This window comes from Streptomyces sp. B8-7 (assembly GCF_058833805.1).
This window is the reverse complement of record NZ_JBYRRL010000005.1, coordinates 269,990-288,915: the sequence shown is the minus strand read 5'-3', so window position 1 is coordinate 288,915 and position 18,926 is coordinate 269,990. Positions and strand designations below refer to the sequence as shown.

General features: G+C 73.2%; 16 protein-coding genes. 8 read left to right on the top strand and 8 right to left on the bottom strand.

The window, feature by feature from the left end; translation table 11 throughout:
- Positions 1–16: 16 nt before the first annotated feature.
- The 5 genes from AC5K6T_RS25505 to AC5K6T_RS25485 all read right to left on the bottom strand — a co-directional run bounded on the left by AC5K6T_RS25505 (position 17) and on the right by AC5K6T_RS25485 (position 7,710).
- A complete protein-coding gene (locus tag AC5K6T_RS25505; RefSeq protein WP_493212581.1) occupies positions 17–211 on the bottom strand; it encodes an SPOR domain-containing protein in 195 nt (64 codons plus the stop codon).
- A 524-nt stretch (positions 212–735) separates the two neighbouring features.
- Positions 736–1,488: a GntR family transcriptional regulator gene (locus AC5K6T_RS25500; protein WP_493212579.1), complete on the bottom strand. Its 753-nt coding sequence runs from the start codon at positions 1,486–1,488 to the stop codon at positions 736–738.
- A gap of 191 nt (positions 1,489–1,679) precedes the next feature.
- Positions 1,680–2,879 (bottom strand): DUF4190 domain-containing protein, encoded by a 1,200-nt coding sequence (locus AC5K6T_RS25495; protein WP_493212577.1) that lies wholly within the window; start codon positions 2,877–2,879, stop codon positions 1,680–1,682.
- Between the two features lie 540 nt (positions 2,880–3,419).
- On the bottom strand, positions 3,420–5,018 hold the full coding sequence (locus tag AC5K6T_RS25490; protein ID WP_493212575.1) for a S8 family peptidase: 1,599 nt from the start codon (positions 5,016–5,018) through the stop codon (positions 3,420–3,422).
- Between the two features lie 523 nt (positions 5,019–5,541).
- A complete protein-coding gene (locus tag AC5K6T_RS25485; RefSeq protein WP_493212574.1) occupies positions 5,542–7,710 on the bottom strand; it encodes a DEAD/DEAH box helicase in 2,169 nt (722 codons plus the stop codon).
- 461 nt (positions 7,711–8,171) lie between these two features.
- Between AC5K6T_RS25485 and AC5K6T_RS25480 the strand changes: the two genes are divergently transcribed.
- The 5 genes from AC5K6T_RS25480 to AC5K6T_RS25460 all read left to right on the top strand — a co-directional run bounded on the left by AC5K6T_RS25480 (position 8,172) and on the right by AC5K6T_RS25460 (position 11,547).
- Complete coding sequence (locus AC5K6T_RS25480; RefSeq protein WP_493212572.1) at positions 8,172–8,810, top strand: flavin reductase family protein; 639 nt, start codon at positions 8,172–8,174, stop codon at positions 8,808–8,810.
- A gap of 415 nt (positions 8,811–9,225) precedes the next feature.
- On the top strand, positions 9,226–9,480 hold the full coding sequence (locus AC5K6T_RS25475; RefSeq protein WP_493213463.1) for a type II toxin-antitoxin system RelE family toxin: 255 nt from the start codon (positions 9,226–9,228) through the stop codon (positions 9,478–9,480).
- A gap of 301 nt (positions 9,481–9,781) precedes the next feature.
- Positions 9,782–10,591, top strand: coding sequence for a transposase family protein (locus tag AC5K6T_RS25470; RefSeq protein ID WP_493212570.1), 810 nt, complete (start codon positions 9,782–9,784; stop codon positions 10,589–10,591).
- A gap of 312 nt (positions 10,592–10,903) precedes the next feature.
- Positions 10,904–11,155 carry a hypothetical protein gene (locus tag AC5K6T_RS25465; protein WP_493212568.1) on the top strand — a complete coding sequence of 84 codons (252 nt, stop codon included), beginning with the start codon at positions 10,904–10,906 and terminating at the stop codon, positions 11,153–11,155.
- The gene (locus AC5K6T_RS25460; protein WP_384872919.1) at positions 11,155–11,547 is read left to right on the top strand and encodes a DNA-binding protein; all 393 of its coding nucleotides are present in this window, start codon (positions 11,155–11,157) and stop codon (positions 11,545–11,547) included. Before AC5K6T_RS25465 ends, AC5K6T_RS25460 begins: the two co-directional genes overlap by 1 nt.
- A 113-nt stretch (positions 11,548–11,660) precedes the next feature.
- Here the strand turns inward: AC5K6T_RS25460 and ychF are convergent, their stop codons facing one another.
- Positions 11,661–12,749, bottom strand: coding sequence for a redox-regulated ATPase YchF (gene ychF, locus AC5K6T_RS25455; protein ID WP_493212566.1), 1,089 nt, complete (start codon positions 12,747–12,749; stop codon positions 11,661–11,663).
- Between the two features lie 395 nt (positions 12,750–13,144).
- On the opposite strand from ychF, the gene AC5K6T_RS25450 reads away from it, so the two are divergent.
- Positions 13,145–13,789 (top strand): DUF6542 domain-containing protein, encoded by a 645-nt coding sequence (locus tag AC5K6T_RS25450; RefSeq protein ID WP_493212565.1) that lies wholly within the window; start codon positions 13,145–13,147, stop codon positions 13,787–13,789.
- An 88-nt stretch (positions 13,790–13,877) separates the two neighbouring features.
- On the opposite strand, the gene ppgK is transcribed toward AC5K6T_RS25450, so the two are convergent.
- Together ppgK and AC5K6T_RS25440 are read right to left on the bottom strand one after the other, a co-directional pair.
- Positions 13,878–14,630, bottom strand: coding sequence for a polyphosphate--glucose phosphotransferase (ppgK, locus tag AC5K6T_RS25445; protein WP_493212563.1), 753 nt, complete (start codon positions 14,628–14,630; stop codon positions 13,878–13,880).
- Between the two features lie 29 nt (positions 14,631–14,659).
- Positions 14,660–15,781, bottom strand: coding sequence for a 4-hydroxy-3-methylbut-2-enyl diphosphate reductase (locus tag AC5K6T_RS25440; RefSeq protein ID WP_493212562.1), 1,122 nt, complete (start codon positions 15,779–15,781; stop codon positions 14,660–14,662).
- Positions 15,782–15,888: 107 nt separating this feature from the next.
- Between AC5K6T_RS25440 and AC5K6T_RS25435 the strand changes: the two genes are divergently transcribed.
- Positions 15,889–17,388, top strand: coding sequence for an APC family permease (locus tag AC5K6T_RS25435; RefSeq protein WP_493212561.1), 1,500 nt, complete (start codon positions 15,889–15,891; stop codon positions 17,386–17,388).
- 253 nt (positions 17,389–17,641) lie between these two features.
- Positions 17,642–18,862, top strand: a complete 1,221-nt coding sequence (gene xseA / locus AC5K6T_RS25430; protein ID WP_493212560.1) for an exodeoxyribonuclease VII large subunit — start codon at positions 17,642–17,644, stop codon at positions 18,860–18,862.
- Positions 18,863–18,926 lie beyond the last annotated feature (64 nt).

Below are 18,926 nucleotides of genomic sequence, written 5' to 3'. Positions count from 1 at the left end.
CGGTCGCGCGGGGCGGTCAGTCGCGCGCGCCGTTGCCGTTCTGGCCGACGCGTTCGACCAGGTAGAGCTGCTGGTGGCCGCGCGTCTCCAGACTGTCGGCGATCTTCTGGGCCTCGTCCCGGGTGGCGTACCGGCCCACACGGTAGCGATTGCCGTTGTCGTCCTGACGTATGACCAGCCAGGGCAGGGGGATGGTGCCGCCGTCGGTCATCGCGCCCCTCCACATCCCGTCCGCGGTCCGCGCCACGCTCCGCCCACCGGGGAAACCGCACTCCGCATATGCCTGAGCCTACGCCCTGCCTTCACTGAGCGAACACGGCTTTTCACAAAGAGGTATCCGGGACGCAGTCAACCGGCCAGCCGCCCCCGGGCGCACAACGGCGAGCAGGCCGCGCACGCGCTGCGGCGCGCGCCTGCGGCGGCGCTCCGCGGACACCCAGGGCCACCTGGGAGAACGACCGAAACCCAACGGGGCGCGCGGCAGAGTGCGCCGGGGGACTCCGCGCGCCGGTGCGCGTGGTCCCGCCGGGGCGTCAGATCACCTCGCCACGGCACCGGTTCGCGCGGGGCCGGGGGTGCCCGCGGGACCCGTGTTCCGTCGGGCACCCGGCCGTGACCGCGGCCGCGGTCACGGGAGAGGCCGTCACCTCCCCCTGTCTCACCGGCAGGTGGCACGCGACCTGTCTCACCGGCAGGTGGTACGCGACCTGTCCTACCGGCAGGTGGTACGCCGACTCATCTCACCGGCAGGTGGTACGCGACCCGGTAGCGGTCCGCGGGGACGACCACGTCGGCGGTCTCCACCGGGCGGCCGGAGGCGTAGAACGTGCGGTGGACGACCACCACGACGTGGCCCGGCACACCGCCGAGCGCCAGCAGTTCCTCCGCGAGGCCCGGGCGGGCGCCGACCTCCTCGGTGACGTTGTCGACGATCACGTCGATGGCCCGCATGCGCTCCACGACCCCCATGCCGCCCAGCGGTCCCTCCTCGGGCAGCATCACCGGCGTCCGCCCCGTCACGGCCAGGGGCTCCCACGAGGTGGACAGCATCATCGGCTCACCGGCCTCCCGGAAGACGTACCGGGTGCACATCACCTTGTCTCCGGGCTCGATCCGCAGACGGTCCGCGACCGCGTGGCCGGCCACGGTCTGCTCGCTGCTGGACTCCCAGGTGCCGCGCACGGCCGCGTCCGCCTGCTCCTGACGGAACGGTGTGGCGCCGCTCGCCGGACGGTACCCCGAGCGCGCGACGCGGCGGGGAACCGGGCGCTCGCGCACATAGGTCCCCGAGCCGGAGCGGCCTTCGACCAGGCCCTCCGCCATGAGCACCTTGCGCGCCTCCAGCGCGACGGTGTCCGAGACGCCGTACTCCTCGCGGATCCGCGCCTGGGACGGGAGCCGGGTGTGCGGTGGCAGCGAACCGTCGACGATCTTCTTGCGGAGATCACCCGCGACACGCAGGTACGCCGGCTGCTCACCGAATGTCACTGGCCGCTCCCATCAGATTGTACAGACAGCAACAGACTGGCAACCGTGGGTTGATCCGTGCAAGCAAAGGCCAGGGAATCACTCGATGTGATGACTTGTGCGGGCCGGGGGCTTTACGCAGGCACTTTCTCCCCGCTATGGCCGCCCTCACACCTCGGCCGGGCCCGGGGACGGCCGGGGCCGGCCCGAGGTCACACCTGGATGCGGCCGTCCCCGGCGCCCGCGCCGCCGCTGCCGCCCTCGTCGCCCCTGCCGTCCTCGCCGTCGCCGTACACCGGCGGGGTCGTCGACAGGTCCAGCGCCTCGCGGGCGTCGACGGTCGCCTCGCCGTCCACGAAGTCGTACCCGGACAGGTACGGGTCGAAGAAGGCCTCCTCGTCCTTCGCCCTCGCCGCCCTGCCGAAGTCGTCCGCCCTGGCCTCCAGTTCGGCGGCGAGCGCCGCCAGGGGCCTACGCGTCTGCGCCGACCAGGTGCGCCCGCGCAGCACCGCCGCCTGCTCGTCCAGCGCGCTCTCCATGGTGCGCGCCCACCTCGTGTTCGCCCGCAGGTCCTCGTCCGGGTAGGCCTCGGGCTCCTTCTCGACGACCTCGTCGAGCGCGCGGACGGCCTCCAGGTAGGCCAGCTGGTGCGCGTCCAGCGTGGTCGTGTCGGCCCGCAGCGACCCGGTCAGCGTGCCCTCGGCGTCCGTGTTGCCGAAGACGCAGGTGATCTCGCGGTCCCCCAGACGCCAGCTCCCCCGGGTCGGAGTGAGGTAGTACAGGTCGACGTCGTCCGCGACGGCCCAGGTGTCCATGGCGTAGTCGTCCTTGCGGGCGTAGCACCCGTCCGCGGCCAGGTCCGTGACGCCCGAGTCCCCGGGGTACGGCCCGTCGGGCAGGGTGATCGTGGCGAACACCTCGCCGTCGTGGCGGCCCGCGCACGGCACCTCCTCCACGTCGTAGGCGAAGCCCTCCAGCGAGCCGGACGCGGTGTCGAAGCAGTGCCCTGTCCCGACCGAGACCGTCACGTCCTCCCTGACGCTGCGCCAGGCCTCGGACGCCGCGCCCGTCGTGAACAGCAGCGCCCACAGGGCGAGGCCGACCGCGGACAGCACGCTTCCGGCGATCGCCATGCCCCGGCCGCGGTGGCCCGTGCGTCCGATCTGCCACAGCCCGAGCAGGCCCAGGACCAGCCCGAGGGCCGGTACGAAGCAGAGGATGCCGAACACCAGCGAGGCGATGGCGAGGCCGTTGACCGGCGGACGCCGGGGTGCCTGGGGGAGCCACGACTGCGGGTGGGGCTGGGGCCCGTGGGGTCCGTGGGGTCCGTGGGGTCCGTACGGGCCCGGTGCGGGGTAGGGGCCCGGTGCGGGGTACGGGCCCTGCGGGCCGGGCGGCGGAGGTATCGACACGGGTGACGGGCTCCTGGGTCGGCGGCTGAACGGATGTGCGGCTGGGCGCATCGTACGGGCGCCGTGATCAGGGGCGGAACGTGGGCGGGCCGGCGTCGGCCCGGTGGGGGGGGTGCCGCGGGCGGCGCCGCGGCGGGGCGGGCCGGCGCGTGACGGAGGGGAACCGCGGTCGGCGGGGTGCTCGGACGGCGCCCCACGGCGCTGCGGCACCGGGGCATTGAAGCCGTGCGTGCGCGCCGCTGCCCGCGGCGCAGGACGGTTCCGCGGGGGCGCTTCGGGTGACGGGGTGGGGCGGGGCCGCGCCGGGGGGTACCCGTCCTCGGGCCGGCGGTGGGGTGGGCCGGTAGGGGGCGGGGGACCCGCGCCGGCCGCTGCGGGCGGGCACCCCCCGACACGTCCCCTCACCGCCGTTCGCGGCCTTGCGTGGCCGGTCGATGCGGGGTGGGGTGGGGTGGGGTGGGGCAGACGGCTCGTCCTCGCGGTGGCCGGGGAGCCGGTCCGCGAGGACGAGTGGTCAGGCCGGAGTTGCCGGGTCGGGTGTCAGAACTGGAGGGCCCAGGCGTTGATGTAGCCCGTGTCCCACGTGTAGTTGTCGCTGACCCTGAGCTTCCACGTGCCGTTGGCCGTCTCGGAGGAGGCGTTCACGGTGTACGTGGTGTCGATGTTGTCCGAGCTGCCGCCGGTGCCGTACGACTTGAGCGTGTAGGCGCTGCCGTCGGGGGCGATCAGCTGGATCTGGAGGTCGCCGATGTAGGTGTGCACGATGTGCACCTCGACGGCCAGCGAGGCGGGCGCGTTGCCGGAGACCCCGGAGACGGTGATCGGCGACTCGACGGTGGAGTGGTCGCTGATCGTGTAGTCACCGGTGTTCTCGAAGCGCGGCCCGGGCGGCGTGGTGGTGCCGCCGCCGACGTGGAGGAGCCGGTTCGGTGAGCCGCTGCCGGGGCCGGAGACCACGTTCGGGGTCGCGGCGTTCACCAGGGCGGTGCTCACCTGCGAGGGCGTCGACGAGGGGTTGTCGGCGAGGTACAGGGCCGCCGCTCCGGCGACGTGCGGGGTCGCCATCGACGTACCGGAGATCGTGTTGGTGGCGCTGTCGCTGCTGTTCCACGCCGAGGTGATCGACGAGCCCGGCGCGAACAGGTCCAGCGACGAGCCGTAGTTGGAGTAGCTGGCCCGGGAGTCGGAGCTGGTGGTGGCGCCGACGGTGATGGCCTCGGACACCCGTGCGGGCGAGCGGGTCGAGGCGTTGGTCGACTCGTTTCCGGCCGCGACGGCGAACGTGACGCCCGAGGCGATGGCGTTGCGCACGGCGTTGTCCAGCACGGTGTCGGCGCCGCCGCCGAGCGACATGTTGGCGACGGCCGGCTTCACGGCGTTCTGGGCGACCCAGTCGATGCCCGCGACGACCTGGGCGGTGGTGCCCGAACCGGAGTTGTTCAGCACGCGCACACCGACGATCTTGGCCTTCTTGGCGACGCCGTAGGAGCTGCCGGCGACCGTGCCGGCCACATGGGTGCCGTGTCCGTGGCCGTCCTGCGCGGTGTTGTCGTCGTCGATGGCGTCGTAGCCGTAGGAGGCGCGGCCGCCGAAGTCGTTGTGGGTGATGCGGACACCGGTGTCGATGATGTACGCGGTCACGCCCTGCCCGGCGGAGTCCGGGTAGGTGTACGAGTTGTTCAGCGGGAGGTTCCGCTGGTCGATGCGGTCCAGGCCCCAGGAGGGCGGGCTGGGCTGGGTCCCGTCGATGTGGAGGGTGCGGTTCTGCACCACGGAGGCGACGGCCGGGTCGGCCGCGAGCCGCTTCGCCTCGGCGGCGCTGGCCTCGACCTCGTACCCGTTGAGCGCCTTCTGGTACGTCCGCTCGATCGTGGCCCCGTACTTGGCGGCCACGGCGCGCCCCGTGGCGGTGCCGGAGCGGGCCCGGTCGGCCTTGAGCGTCACGATGTAGCTGTCGGCGACGGCGTTCGCCGCGCCCTCGTACTGGATACGGCCTTCGGACGCGGCGGGTGCCGCCCCGGCGGGCAGGGCGGAGACGAGGCCTGCGGCGAGCGCGGCTGTGGCCGCCATGCCGATCGCGGCCACTCTTCGCCGCGGGGACCGCCTGGGGATTCCGCCGGAGTTACGCATCGCTGCCATCTGAGGGGTCCTCCTCAATCGGTGGTGCGCTGCTGGTGGGGGATGGTGCGTCGAGCAGACACCGCAGAGCACGACAGGGGCATGACAATCCGCTGTGCGCTCCCATGCGTCAGCCGAAAGATTGAGGGTTCAGGAGGAATTGCACAAGGGGTCCCGCAGCGACGTAACAAGCCCGCCACACAACTGACATGACACTCCGTCACATCTGGAGCTCGTCCGGGCCGGGCGCGGGCACCTCCTCCGGCGACGACGCCCCCGCCGTCCCGGGCCCCTGTGACCGGCCCCGGGAGGCCTGCCGGCGCACCCGGGCCCCCGGAGCGGCCGGACTCCCGCGCCCCGCCCCGCCCGTCGTCCGGCGGCCTGGTCGGACGCCGCGGCGAAGACACCCCGGGCGCCGGGTCCCCCGGCGGCCTCCGGCGGGTCCGGACGAACCCTGCGGCGCCCGCACCCGCGCGGCCCCGGACCGGGGCGGCGGGCGGAGCGGGTCGGCCGGCGGGCCGTGGACCGCCGCCGCCGCGCCCCGTCAGTCCGCCGGCTGACGCACGGCCTCGGCCGCCACGCCCAGGCGGGCCTGCTCCTCCTCCACGATCCGCCGGGCCAGCTCCGTGTCCGACACGTCGACCGCGTCCGGCGTGGCCTCCGCCACGGCGCTGCGCCGGGCATAGGCGTCGAACAGGCGGGCCTTCCGCTCCAGCATCCCGACCATGCGCTCGTCCACCCCTCCCGTCGCGAGCAGCCGGTGCACCCGGACCGGCCTGACCTGCCCCATGCGGTGGGCCCGCGCCACCGCCTGGTGCTCGGCGGTCGGCTTGACCTGCGGTTCGCAGAGGACCACGACGGACGCGGCCTGCAGGTTGAGCCCGACACCCGCCGCCTGGATCTGCGCCAGCAGCACCGCCGGTCCCGCGACGGCCGCGAACTCGTCGGCGATCCGCTGCCGCCGCACGGGCGGGACACCGCCGTCGAGCGGACCGAACACCGGGGCACCGGCCAGCGCCCCGCCCACCACACCCAGCACGTCCCGGAAGGAGGAGAAGACCACCGTCTTCAGTCCGTTCTCCCCCGCCTCGCCCACGATCTCGCGGAGCCGGAGCAGTTTGGCCGATCTCTCCGGGTGCGCGTAGGCGGCTCTGCGCATCGCCATGAAGTTCCCGGCCCGTACGGCGTCCCGGTACGCCTCCTCGTCCGACGCGCTCGGCTCCTCCCACTCGTCGGTGCGCTGGAGACTGGGCAGCTCGGTGAGCACGTCCTCCTGGTTGCGGCGCAGATAGACCGGGGCGACGGCCCTGCGGAACGCGGCCGGGCCAGCCGGCGCCTCCCACGCCCCCAGCCCTTCGGCGACACCGCGGTCGAGCATCCCGACCAGGGTGCGGAACTCCCCGACCCGGTTCTCCATCGGGGTGCCGGTCATGAACAGAGCGCGCTCACAGCGCTCCACCCAGGCCGCCACCGCCTGCGACCGTTTGGTCTGCGGGTTCTTCACCGCGTGCGCCTCGTCGACCACGAGCAGGGCGACCTCGCCGCCGTCCGGCGCGGCAAACCCGCGCAGCGCGTCGAACGTGGTCACCCCGACCCCGCCCCGCTCCCTCCAGCGGGCGAACGCGTCGTGCCGCTCGGGGCCGTGCAGCACCGTCACCCGCAGCGTGCTGCGCGCCTCGATCTCCCGCGTCCAGTTCACCAGAACGCTCGCCGGGCAGACGACCAGGAACCGGACCTCCCCCGCCGCGGCCAGGTGCGCGAGGACGGCGACGGCCTGGACGGTCTTGCCGAGGCCCATCTCGTCGCCGAGGATCACCCTGCGCTGCGCGAGGGCGAACCGGGCACCGAACGCCTGGTAGCCGCGCAGCGAGACCCGCAGGTGCGCGTCGTCCAGGGGCTGCGCCCGGACCTGCTCGGCGATGCCCTCGGGCACGTGCCCCTCGGCGGCGGCGGTGTCGGGCGGCCGCCCGGAGACCTCCGCGAGCAGGCTGTAGTACTCCGCGGAACGGAGCTCGAAGTCCACCCAGGCCGCGACGTCGCCGGACGGACCGCGCAGCAGGTCCACCGAGGCCTGGGCGAGCAGCCCGGGCACACCGGTCCGCTCCGCCTCCTCCACCACCGAGCGGATCTCCGCCACCGCGGCCAGCGCGCGGGTCCTCCTCTCACCGGCCGTCAGCAGCATCCGCAGCCGGCCGGCGGCGGGCGCGGCATCCGAGAGCAGCGGGCCGAGCCGCTCCGACAGAGCGGTCGCCCGGTCCACCGCGCGCCGGGCGTCCGGGCCCGCCTCCACCAGCACGTGCAGGGCCCGGACCAGCTCGGTCGTCCCCGGGTCCGGCCGGTCGACGTCGATGTGGACGGCCACCGTCTCGTGCAGCGCCTCGGCGAGCCGGTGAGCCGCGGCCAGCAGCTGATCGACCGTGCGCCGCCCGACCCCGGCGATCTGCCGCAGCCGGTACGGCCCGGCCTCCAGCACGCCGCCCACCGTGGCCGGTCCGCCCGCCTCCACGTTCCCCAGCCGCAGCCGCCCCTCGGTGACGTCCTGCAGCCGGGCCACGGGCATCGCGTCGAGCTCCTGCTTCACCGCCGCGTCGTGCAGCGGCTTCAGTGCCGCCCGTACCGCCTCGACCGCCCGTCCGTGGTCATCCACCACGGCCCGCGCCGCCTCGTACAGTCGCGCTCCCCCCGCGACCGCGTCCCGCTCCGCACGCCCCACGCCCGCCCGCCCCTCTCTCGCCGTCCCCGCATCCTCCCAAGTCGCGGTCCGTCGCTGCAGGGCGTTGCCCTTTCACCGTGCCGCCAAAGGGAGACCACGCCGTCACGCAGCGAGCGCGCTCGCCGCGGAGTCCGGTCCTGTCGCCGGCACCACCGGTCCGGCACGGTGTGGAGTCGCCCGGCGCCCACCGCGGCGGCAGGGCAGCCGACCGCCGCGGTGTCCGCACGGGACACTCGGTACGCACGCTCGGGCGCATGACGCGGCCACGGTCCACAGAGCCGGTGCGCGAGGTGCGCACCCGTCTCGCGGGCATGCGGGGGCCCGGGACCGCCGACGCCGCGCACCGAGCGCGAGGTCGCATTTCCGCCGGTGCCGTCGGTCCCGCCCACGAGAGGGTCGGCGCAGGCTCGCGTTCCCGATCGCGGGCCCGTCCGTCCGGCACCTCGCGAAAGGCACAGCGCATGCACGTCGTCCCCGGGCTCAAGGTCCTGTACTTCGGAACTCCGGTGGTGCTGATCAGCTCACGCAACGAGGACGGCACGGCGAACCTCGCGCCGATGTCCTCGGCGTGGTGGCTGGGCCAGTCCTGCATGCTCGGTCTCGGCAACAGCGCCCAGACCACCGCGAACCTGCTGCGGGAGGGCGAGTGCGTGCTCAACCTGCCCTCGTCGGCGATGGTCGACTCCGTCGACCGGATCGCGCTCACCACCGGGAAGCCGGCCGTGCCGGACCACAAGAAGAGGCAGGGCTACCGGTACGAGCCGGACAAGTTCTCGGCGGCCCACCTGACCGAGCAGGCATCGGATCTGGTCCGGGCCCCCCGGGCCGCGGAATGTCCGGTCCAGCTGGAGTGCCGGGTCGTCTCGGCCCATCCCTTCGGCGGCCCTCAGTCGCACGCCACCGCCTTCGAGGTCGAGGTGCTGCGCGCCCATGTCGCGGAAGACCTGGTCATCCCGGGGACGCACCACGTGGACCCGCTCGGCTGGGACCCGCTGATCATGAAGTTCTGCGAGTTCTTCGGCGGCGGCCGCAACGTTCACCCGTCGAGGCTCGCCGAGGGCTGGAACATGCCGCACCAGCTCCGGCCGACGGCCGCCTGAGCAGGCCTCCGGCGGCGACCCGCCCCGTCCGGGGGACGAAGCCCGGGCAGGGTCGGCGAGGTCCGCATGCTGACCAAGCCCGCCCGGCCCCCGGACCCCCGGCCCCGGGCCGACGGGTCCCGGCGGACCGGGCTGACTGGGCCGACTGGGCTGACTGGGCTGACTGGGCCGACCGGGCCGACTGGGCCGACCGGGCTGGAGACCGATCTGCTGGGACACGATCGACAACGACGAGCTGGTACTGGGGGTGGCGCACGACGGGCATCGCTCCACCGTCTGCGACACCTGAACGCCGATGACGCCGGGTCAGAACATCCGGCACCGATCCGGCACGGGATCGACGAAGGGGCCGGGCTCTCCAGTCCGGCCCCTCCCGGCCTGCATGCTGACCACCTCAGCGACGTGATGTCGCTCCATCTTCCGCCCCGAGGCGCAGGCCGAGCTCCGGAAGATCCCCCGCGACATGGCGCTGCGCATCCTGGCCAAACTGACCGAGCTGACCAAGCTGGAAAGCGATCCGCTCGGCTTCAACACCACCGCACTCGTGTCCCAGCCAGATCGCCGACGCCTACGGGTCGGCGACTACCGCGTCGTCTACACGATCGACAACGGGGAACTGCTGGTCCGGGTCGTACACGTGGGGCACCGGTCCACCGTTTACGACACCTGACCACCGCTGACCATGCGTCAGAACATCCAGCACCCATCCAGCACGGTGACGACGAAGAGGTCGGACTCGACAGAGCCCGACCCCTTCTGACCTGCGCGTCCGACTCGACGACTTAAAGTAGGTCATCGTCCCAGTACACCGGACACTGAGGTTTTCTCAGCGAAATGATCTCCGCGAAGAGGGGTGAACCGCTTGGCGTGGAATGGATCGGGCAGACAGGTCCCTGGCCGCAGACAGGCGTGAAGCCCCTGGTAGGACAGGTCTCTCTCACAAGATCGTCCGTTGAACCAGAGGCTTCACGTTGGTCACCTATGTTGCCACGCTCGACGTCCCGCGCCGCGTCGTCGAGTTCCTCGCCCGGCTGCTGGCCGCCCACCGGCGGCAGATCGGCACGCCGAAGGGCTCGCGTGCGCTCGGACCGTTCCGGCAGGCGGTGCTGGTGCTGCGCTGGTTCCGTGAGCGCGGCTGCGTGCACTGCCTGGCCCGCGATGCAGGGGTCTCGCAGGCCACCGGCTACCGCTACCTGCACGAGGGCATCGACGTCCTCGCCTACCAGGCCCCCGACCTGCACGAAGTCCTCGCCCGCTGCCGGCGCGAGGGCATGACGCACGTGGTCCTGGACGGCACGCTGATCGAATCGGACCGCCTCGCCGGCGTCCGGGACAACGGGAATGACCTGTGGTTCAGCCAGAAGCACAAGGCGTTCGGCGGCAACATCCAGTTCCTGTCGGCCCCGGACGGCACCCCGCTGTGGGCCTCCGACGTCGAGCCGGGCTCCACCCCGGACATCGCCGCCGCCCGTATTCACGCCCTGCCCGCCCTGTACAAGGCGGCGGCCGAGGGCCTGCCGACCCTGGCGGACAAGGGCTACATCGGCGCGGGCATCGGCATTCGCATCCCGGTCCGCCGCCCAAGAGGCAAGTCCGAACAGGCGCTTCACACCGATACCCGCATGCTCAACATGTGGCTGCGGCATGTCCGGGCCCTGGGCGAGCGGACCGCCGCCGAGCTCAAGCAGCGATGGCGCACCTTGCAACGTGTCACGCTCAGCCCCAGCCGGATCGGCGACATCGCCCGCGCCGCCCTCGTCCTCAACGGAATCTGGAAGTGATCACCGCTGAGAAAACCTCAGTGCCAGGAGAAAGGCGTAACCGGTAGAGAGGATGCGGCTCATCGGCATCACCTCGCGGAGCGGATCGCACTCACTTCAGTGTGCGCCGCCCGATTCAGCGGCGCCTGCGATCCCTGGTGACTCCTCCACCCCCTGAAGGGGGTGGCTTCTCGCTGAGCCGGTTGGGCTTCGCCACGGACCAGCCCGGCCCGTAGAACGTTGATCGCGCCTCCCCGCTGACTCCCTGCGGCCGGTCCGCCCATGGGACCTTTCACCCCGCGAAGGCTTACGACCACCGGTAGGATCGGCACCATGAGTAGTAGCAGGAAGTATTCGATCAGCCTGCCCGAGGACCTCGCCGAGGCCGTACGCGCTCACGTCGGACCCGGCGGTTTCTCCGCCTACGTCGCCGAGGCCCTCGAACAGCGGGTCGCCATGGACAAGCTCCGGGAGATCGTCGCCGACTTCGAGACCGACAACGACGAGCTCACCCACGAGGAGGTCGAGGCCGCCCGCGCGCTACTGCGCCACGACCACCGCCAGACCGGCGGTGCCGCCGCCTGATGCCCGGCACCCTCCTGCTCGACAGCGAAGGACTCTCCAAGCTCTACCGCAAGGACCGCACCGTCACGGCTCTGATCCAGGCGGCATCAGAGGAGGGCATCCGTGTTGCCACCAGCGCCATGACCACCCTTGAGGCCGACTACGAGCGGATCCACCCGGCCCGCATCAAGTGGGTCCTCTCCCGCGTCGACGTTCACGACGTCACCAAGGAGATCACCGACCAGGCCGCCGCGCTTCTGCGCGCCCATCACCTCCACGGCCACAAGTACGCCATCGATGCCGCCTTCGCCGTCATCGCCCGCAACGCACCCCGGCCGGTGACCGTCCTCACGTCCGACCCCGAGGACCTGACACTCCTGTGCGGCCCTTCCGTGGAGGTCGTCAAGGTCTGAGGCAGTCTCACGCCGACCAGACCTGCCGCTACCCCAGGGGCACAGGACTCCCTGCGGACAGAACTGTGCCCGACCCACCAACAAGCTTGCCGGGCACAGTTATTGACGATTCGTCAGACGTTGAAGCGGAACTCCACCACGTCGCCGTCCTGCATGATGTAGTCCTTGCCCTCCATGCGGGCCTTGCCCTTGGCCCGGGCCTCGGCGACGGAGCCGGTTTCGACGAGGTCGGGGAAGGAGATGACCTCGGCCTTGATGAAGCCCTTCTGGAAGTCGGTGTGGATGACACCGGCCGCCTCGGGGGCCGTGGCGCCCTTCTTGATGGTCCAGGCGCGGGACTCCTTGGGGCCGGCCGTGAGGTAGGTCTGCAGGCCGAGGGTGTTGAAGCCGACCCGGGCGAGGGTGGCGAGGCCCGGCTCGTGCTGGCCGACGGACTCCAGGAGCTCCAGGGCCTCCTCCTCGTCCAGCTCGGCCAGGTCGGCCTCCAGCTTGGCGTTGAGGAAGATCGCCTCGGCGGGGGCGACCAGGGCGCGCTGCTCGTCCTTGAACGCGTCGTCGGTCAGCTCGTCCTCGTCGACGTTGAAGACGTACAGGAACGGCTTCGTCGTGAGCAGGTGCAGGTCGTGCAGGAGCTCGGCCCGCTCGCTGCCCTGGACGATGCCCCGGGAGAAGAGGGTGTCGCCCGTCTCCAGGATCTCCTTCGCCTCCTCGACGGCCTTCACCTTCGGGGCCACGTCCTTCTTGATCCGCGACTCCTTCTGCAGGCGCGGCAGGACCTTCTCGATGGTCTGGAGGTCGGCGAGGATCAGCTCGGTGTTGATCGTCTCGATGTCGTCCTTCGGCGAGACCTTGCCGTCGACGTGCACGACGTTCTCGTCCTTGAAGGCGCGGATGACCTGGCAGATCGCGTCGGACTCGCGGATGTTCGCGAGGAACTTGTTGCCCAGGCCCTCGCCCTCGGAGGCGCCGCGGACGATGCCCGCGATGTCCACGAAGTCCACGGTCGCCGGCAGGATCCGCTCCGAGCCGAAGATCTCCGCCAGCTTCGCCAGACGGGTGTCGGGTACGCCCACCACGCCGACGTTCGGCTCGATCGTGGCGAACGGGTAGTTGGCCGCCAGCACGTCGTTCTTGGTCAGGGCGTTGAACAGGGTCGACTTGCCGACATTCGGCAGGCCGACGATTCCGATCGTGAGCGACACGTTGCGTCTTCCCGTACGTGAGAGGGGCCAGGGGGCGCCGTCGGGGCCTGGGGCCTTCGGGCCGGGGCCAGTCGCGAGAGCCTGGCCGATCCCCCAGTCTACGGGGTGCCCGGAACGGCTCCCCGCGTTCGGTCGAACCCTCGGGCGGGCTCGCCGCCCCGGCGTGTCTGAAGGGTCGTTCGACACATAAGCGGACCTAAGTTGGTTCAGTGGAGCAACACAGGACTCGCCCCGACCGGTCCGGTCCGCGCCGCGGCACGCCCGCGCTGCCGCCCCAGGCCGGCTCCGGCGGTCCGGGTGACCGCCCGGACCGCCTCTCCGTCCCCCCGTCGGCGCCCCGCCGGACCCGCCGGGCGTCCGCCGGGCCCCGCGCTCCGCAGGACGGCCCGGCCCCCGTGGGCGACGACTCCCCCCGAAGTGAGCGCTCTCGCCGGAGCGACGACTCCCCGCGCGACGGAGTACGGCCGCCCCGCGGCCGTCCCGGCCCCTCGGGTGGCGGTGCCGCCGGGCGGAGCGGGCGGGCGGGCGCGGCCGCCGGCCGCCCGCCCCGGTCCGCCGCCCCGCCCGGCCGGCTCCGGCGCCGGCCGCCCGGGCCGCGGCTCACCGGGCTGGGCGGCGGACTGTTCTGCTCGACCGCGACCGTCGCCGCCGGCTCCCTCGACCGGCTGCTGACCGGTGCCTCGCTCACCGTGTACGGCGTGCTGTTCCTGCTGGTGTGCGTGCCGACCGCGTGCTGGGTCCGGCGGGGCGACCTGGTGGCCGCCCCCGTCGTCGTGCCCATCGCCTTCGCGGCGGGGCTGGTGCCCCTCGCCGGCGGGGAGGGACTCACCGGGCGGCTGGTGGGCCTGTTCACGGCCCTCGCCACGCAGGCCGGATGGCTCTACGGCGGGACACTGGTGGCCGGTCTGATCGTGACCGTACGCGCACTGCGCCCCGCGCCCCGGCGCCCGGCGGTCCCCCGGGACCGTGCGGCCGGTTCCGGGAGGGACGGCGTCGGAGGCGCTCGCGCCGCAGGAGGGCGCGCCCCGGGGGGTGCCTGAGCCCCGGAAAGGCACCCTCCCGGGCCTCCCGCGGCCTCCGGGCCGCACGGAGGCCCCGGAGGGGGCCCGGCGGCGCGGCCCGGAACGGCTACGCCCCCGACTCCTCCGCCGCGCGCATCGCCGCGCCCACGATGCCCGCGTTGTTCTGCAGCTGTGCCGGGACGATCTCCGCTCTGATGCCCTCGATGTAGTGCAGGAACTTGTGGGACTTGCGGCTGACGCCGCCGCCGACGATGAAGAGCTCCGGGGAGAACAGCATCTCCACGTGGGCGAGGTACTTCCTGACCCGGTGCGCCCAGTGCTCCCAGGACAGGTCGTGGTCCTCCTTGGCCTTGCTGGAGGCCCGCTTCTCCGCGTCGTGACCGTGCAGTTCCAGGTGGCCCAGCTCGGAGTTGGGCACCAGCACGCCGTCGGTGAACACGGCGCTGCCGATGCCGGTGCCGAAGGTGAGGAGGATGACCGTGCCCTTGCGGCCGCGGCCGGCCCCGAAGTGCATCTCGGCGACGCCCGCCGCGTCCGCGTCGTTGACCACCGTCACGTGCGGGCCGCCCAGCCGCTCGCCGAGCAGGGCGCGCGCGTCGGTGTCGATCCAGCCCTTGTCGACGTTGGCCGCGGTGCGGATCGTGGAGTGGCCGGTGACGACTCCCGGGAAGGTGACGCCGACCGGACCCGTCCAGCCGAAGTGGTCCACGACCTCCTTCACCCCGTCGGCCACCGCGTCCGGGGTGGCCGGGTGCGGGGTGAGCACCTTGTGCCGCTCCTCGGCGAGGTCGCCCAGGTCGAGGTCCACTGGGGCACCCTTGATGCCCGATCCGCCGATGTCCACGCCGAAGATCTGCATGGCTCCACGTTACGACGGAGGACTGACGGTCACTTCCCGGAAGCGGAGGCGTCGGCGGCGGCCGCGGTGTCCGCTGCCGCCGGGGCGTCCCCGGCACCCGTGCCGTCGCTCTCCGCGTCGCCCTCCGCGGCCTCTTCGGGGCCGCCCGCCCCGCTGCCGCCCCGCTCGGCGACCAGGGCGGCCGCCTGGGCGCGCAGGTCCCGGCGGAGCTCCTTCGGCAGGGAGAAGGTGATGGACTCCTCGGCGGCCTTGACCAGCTCGACGTCCTCGTAGCCGCGCCGGGCGAGCCACTCCAGGACCTCCTCGACGAGCACCTCCGGCACGGACGCGCCCGAGGTGACGCCGACCGTGGTCACGCCCTCCAGCCAGGCCTCGTCGATCTCCTGCGCGAAGTCCACCAGGTGGGCGGCACGGGCCCCGGCCAGCTTGGCGACCTCGACCAGGCGCTTGGAGTTGGAGGAGTTGCGGGAGCCGACGACGACGACCAGGTCGGCGTCGGCGCCCATCTGCTTCACGGCCAGCTGCCGGTTCTGCGTGGCGTAGCAGATGTCGTCGCTCGGCGGGGACAGCAGCTGGGGGAACTTCTGCTTGAGCGCGTCCACCGTCTCCATGGTCTCGTCGACGGACAGCGTGGTCTGGGACAGCCAGACCACCTTCGACGGGTCGCGGACCTCGACCCCGGCGGCGTCGTCGGGGCCGTCGACCAGCTGGATGTGGTCGGGGGCCTCCCCGGAGGTGCCGATGACCTCCTCGTGGCCCTCGTGCCCGATCAGGAGGATGTCGTAGTCCTCGTCGGCGAAGCGGACGGCTTCCTTGTGGACCTTGGTGACCAGGGGGCAGGTGGCGTCGATGGTGGCGAGCCGGCCGCGCTCGGCCTCCTCGTGGACGACGGGGGCGACACCGTGCGCGGAGAACATCACGATGTTGCCCGGCGGCACCTCCTGCGTCTGCTCGACGAAGATCGCGCCCTTCTTCTCCAGGGTCTGCACGACGTACTTGTTGTGGACGATCTCGTGCCGGACGTACACCGGGGCCCCGTACTGCTCCAGGGCCTTCTCGACGGCGATCACGGCGCGGTCCACACCCGCGCAGTAGCCACGGGGGGCGGCGAGCAGGACACGGCGGCCAGGCGAAGCAGTCATGACACCCATCGTAAGGCCGCGTTCGGCGGCTCCGGGATCGCGTGCCCGCCCCGCCGCCCGTGAGACTGGCACGGGAAAGCCGGTCGGCGGTCAGGGAGCGACGTGCGGAGGAACCGATGTCCGACATGGGCACACAGGTTCCCGCGGCGGACGCGCGGCACCGGCTCCGGCGGAGCCTGGGGCTGCGGGACCTGGTCGTGTACGGGCTGCTGTTCATCGCCCCGATGGCGCCGGTCGGCGTGTTCGGTGCCCTGGACGCCCGCTCGCACGGCGCGGTGGCGCTGGTGTACGTGGCCGCCACGGTCGCCATGGCGTTCACCGCGGCCAGCTACGCGCAGATGGTGCGGGTCGTGCCGCAGGCGGGTTCCGTGTTCGCCTACGCGCACGTGGCGCTCGGGCCGCAGGCGGGCTTCGTCGCCGGGTGGATGGCGCTGCTCGACTATCTGCTGATCCCGGCGGTCGCCTACCTGTTCTCCGGGATCGCGATGGAGGCTCTGGTCCCCGAGGTGTCGCGCTGGGTGTGGACGGCGCTCGCGGTCCTGGTGACGACGCTGCTGAACCTGTGGGGCGTACGGGCCGCGGCGCGCGTGGGCTTCCTGGTGCTGGCGATGGAGGTGGCCGTCCTGCTGGTGTTCGTGGGGTCGGCGGCGGTGGTGCTCGGGCGGGACGGTGCCGAGCGGGGCTGGCTGTCCCCGCTGACGGGGGACGGCGGCCAGGGCGCGTTCTCGGTGGCCGCGGTCGTCGGGGCGGTGTCGGTGGCGGTGCTGTCGTATCTGGGCTTCGACGCGGTCGCCTCCTTCGCCGAGGAGGTCACCGGAGGATCCGCGAAGGTGGCCCGGGCGGTGCTGTTCTGCCTCGCCCTGGCGGGCGTGCTGTTCGTGGCCCAGACGTATCTGGTGGCGCTGCTGGAGCCGGTGTCCTCGGCCGCGCTGGCCGCGGACCCCGAGCGGCAGGGGACCGCCTTCTACGACGCCGTGGACGCGTCGGTGGGCACCTGGCTGCACGACCTGGTGGCCGTCAGCAAGGCGGTCGGCGCCGCCTTCGCCGCGCTCGCCGGGCAGGCCGCGGCGGGGCGGCTGCTGTTCGCGATGGGCCGGGACGGGCGCCTGCCGCGGGCCCTGGCGCGGACGGACGGCGGGGTGCCGCGCCGCGCGGTCGCCTGCGCCGCCGTGGTCACGCTGGTCGCGGCCGTGTGGGCGGCCCGCCGCGGCGACGGCGTGGATCAGCTGGTGTCGGTCGTCGACATCGGCGCGCTCTCGGCGTTCACCCTGCTGCACGCGAGCGTGGTGGCCTGGTTCGCGGTGCGCCGCCGGGGCGGCCCGGTCCGCTGGTGGCGGCATGTGCTGCTGCCGGTGGCCGGGGCGGTGATCACGGTCGCGGTGATCGTGGCGGCGTCCGGAGCGGCCCAGGCGGCCGGCGCCGTCTGGCTGGCCGTCGGGCTGGCCGTGCTCGTGGCGCAACGCGGCCGCACGGCGGCGGACGCGGCACGGCGGCAGCGGCAGCGGCAGCGGCAGCGGCAGCGGCAGCGGCAGCGGCAGCGGCAGCGGCAGCGGCAGCGGCAGCGGCAGGGCAACGAGTCGGCGGGCGGGGACGCGCGGCGGGGCGGGGACCCGTAGACGGGTGCTGCCGGCGGACCGGTCCCGGTGAGGCCGGTCCCGGTGAAGCCGGTCCCAGTGAGGCTCGTCCGGTGAGGATGGTCCCGGTGAGGCAGGTCGGGGCCGGTCCCGGCGGCCGGGCCGCGAGGAGGGCGGGCCGGCCGGGGCGGGGAGGCCGGCGGGCGGGGTGCCGGGGCGTCGTGCGCGCCGGGACTGTCGGTGCCGGGGCGTCGTGCGCGCCGGGACTGTCGGTGCCGGCCGCTACGCTCGCGGCATGGCTGTGCACACGAGTCCCGAGTCCCCGCTGCCCGTCGGCGAGGTGTCGCGGCTCATCGGGGGATGGATCGACCGGCTGGGGGCCGTGTGGGTCGAGGGGCAGATCACCCAGTTGTCGCGGCGGCCGGGCGCCGGGGTGGTGTTCCTGACCCTGCGCGACGCGTCGTACGACATCTCGGTCGCGGTGACCTGCTACCGGCAGGTGTTCGACGCGGTCGCGGACGTGGTCAGCGAGGGTGCCCGGGTGGTGGTGCTGGCCAAGCCCGAGTGGTACGCGCCGCGCGGCCAGCTCTCACTGCGGGCCTCCGAGATACGGCCCGTGGGGGTCGGGGAGCTGCTGGCACGGCTGGAGCAGCTGAAGAGGACGCTGGCCGCCGAGGGGTTGTTCGCCCCCGGGCGCAAGCGGCCGCTGCCCTTTCTGCCGCAGCTGGTCGGTCTGGTCTGCGGGCGGGCCTCGGCGGCGGAGCGGGACGTGCTGGAGAACGCCCGGCACCGGTGGCCGGCCGTCCGCTTCGAGGTGCGGAACGTGCCCGTGCAGGGGGTGCACGCGGTGCCGCAGGTGGTGCAGGCGGTCAAGGAGCTCGACGCGCTCGACGAGGTGGACGTGATCGTCGTCGCGCGGGGCGGCGGCAGTGTGGAGGACCTGCTGCCGTTCTCCGACGAGCAGCTGGTGCGGGCCGTGGCCGCCTGCCGTACCCCGGTGGTGTCCGCGATCGGGCACGAGCCCGACCAGCCGCTGCTGGACCTGGTCGCGGACCTGCGCGCCTCCACGCCCACGGACGCGGCGAAGAAGGTGGTGCCGGACGTCGGGGAGGAGCTGGAGCGGGTGCGGCAGCTGCGCGACCGGGCGCGGCGCAGCGTGGAGTCCTTCCTGGCCCGCGAGGAGCGCGGACTGGCGTACGCGCTGGCCCGGCCGTCGATGGAGGATCCGCACCGGATGGTCGGCGAGCGGGACGCGCAGGTGGCGTCCCTGGTGGAGCGGTCCCGGCGCTGTCTGGGGCATCTGCTGGACCGGGCCGAGTCCGAGCTGACGCACACCCGTGCGCGGGTGGTGGCGCTCTCCCCGGCGGCCACTCTGAGGCGTGGCTACGCGGTGCTCCAGCGCGGAGACGGGCACGCGGTGCGCGCACCGGACGAGGTCGCGGCGGGTGAGGCGCTGCGCGCGCGGGTGGCGGAGGGCGAGTTCGCCGTACGGGTCGAGCCGGGCGACGGGGCCTGAGGCCGGAAGGACACGAGGGTCGAAGAGCCCGGGGCCTGCGAGGCGCGGGCCGGGAGGCGCAGGC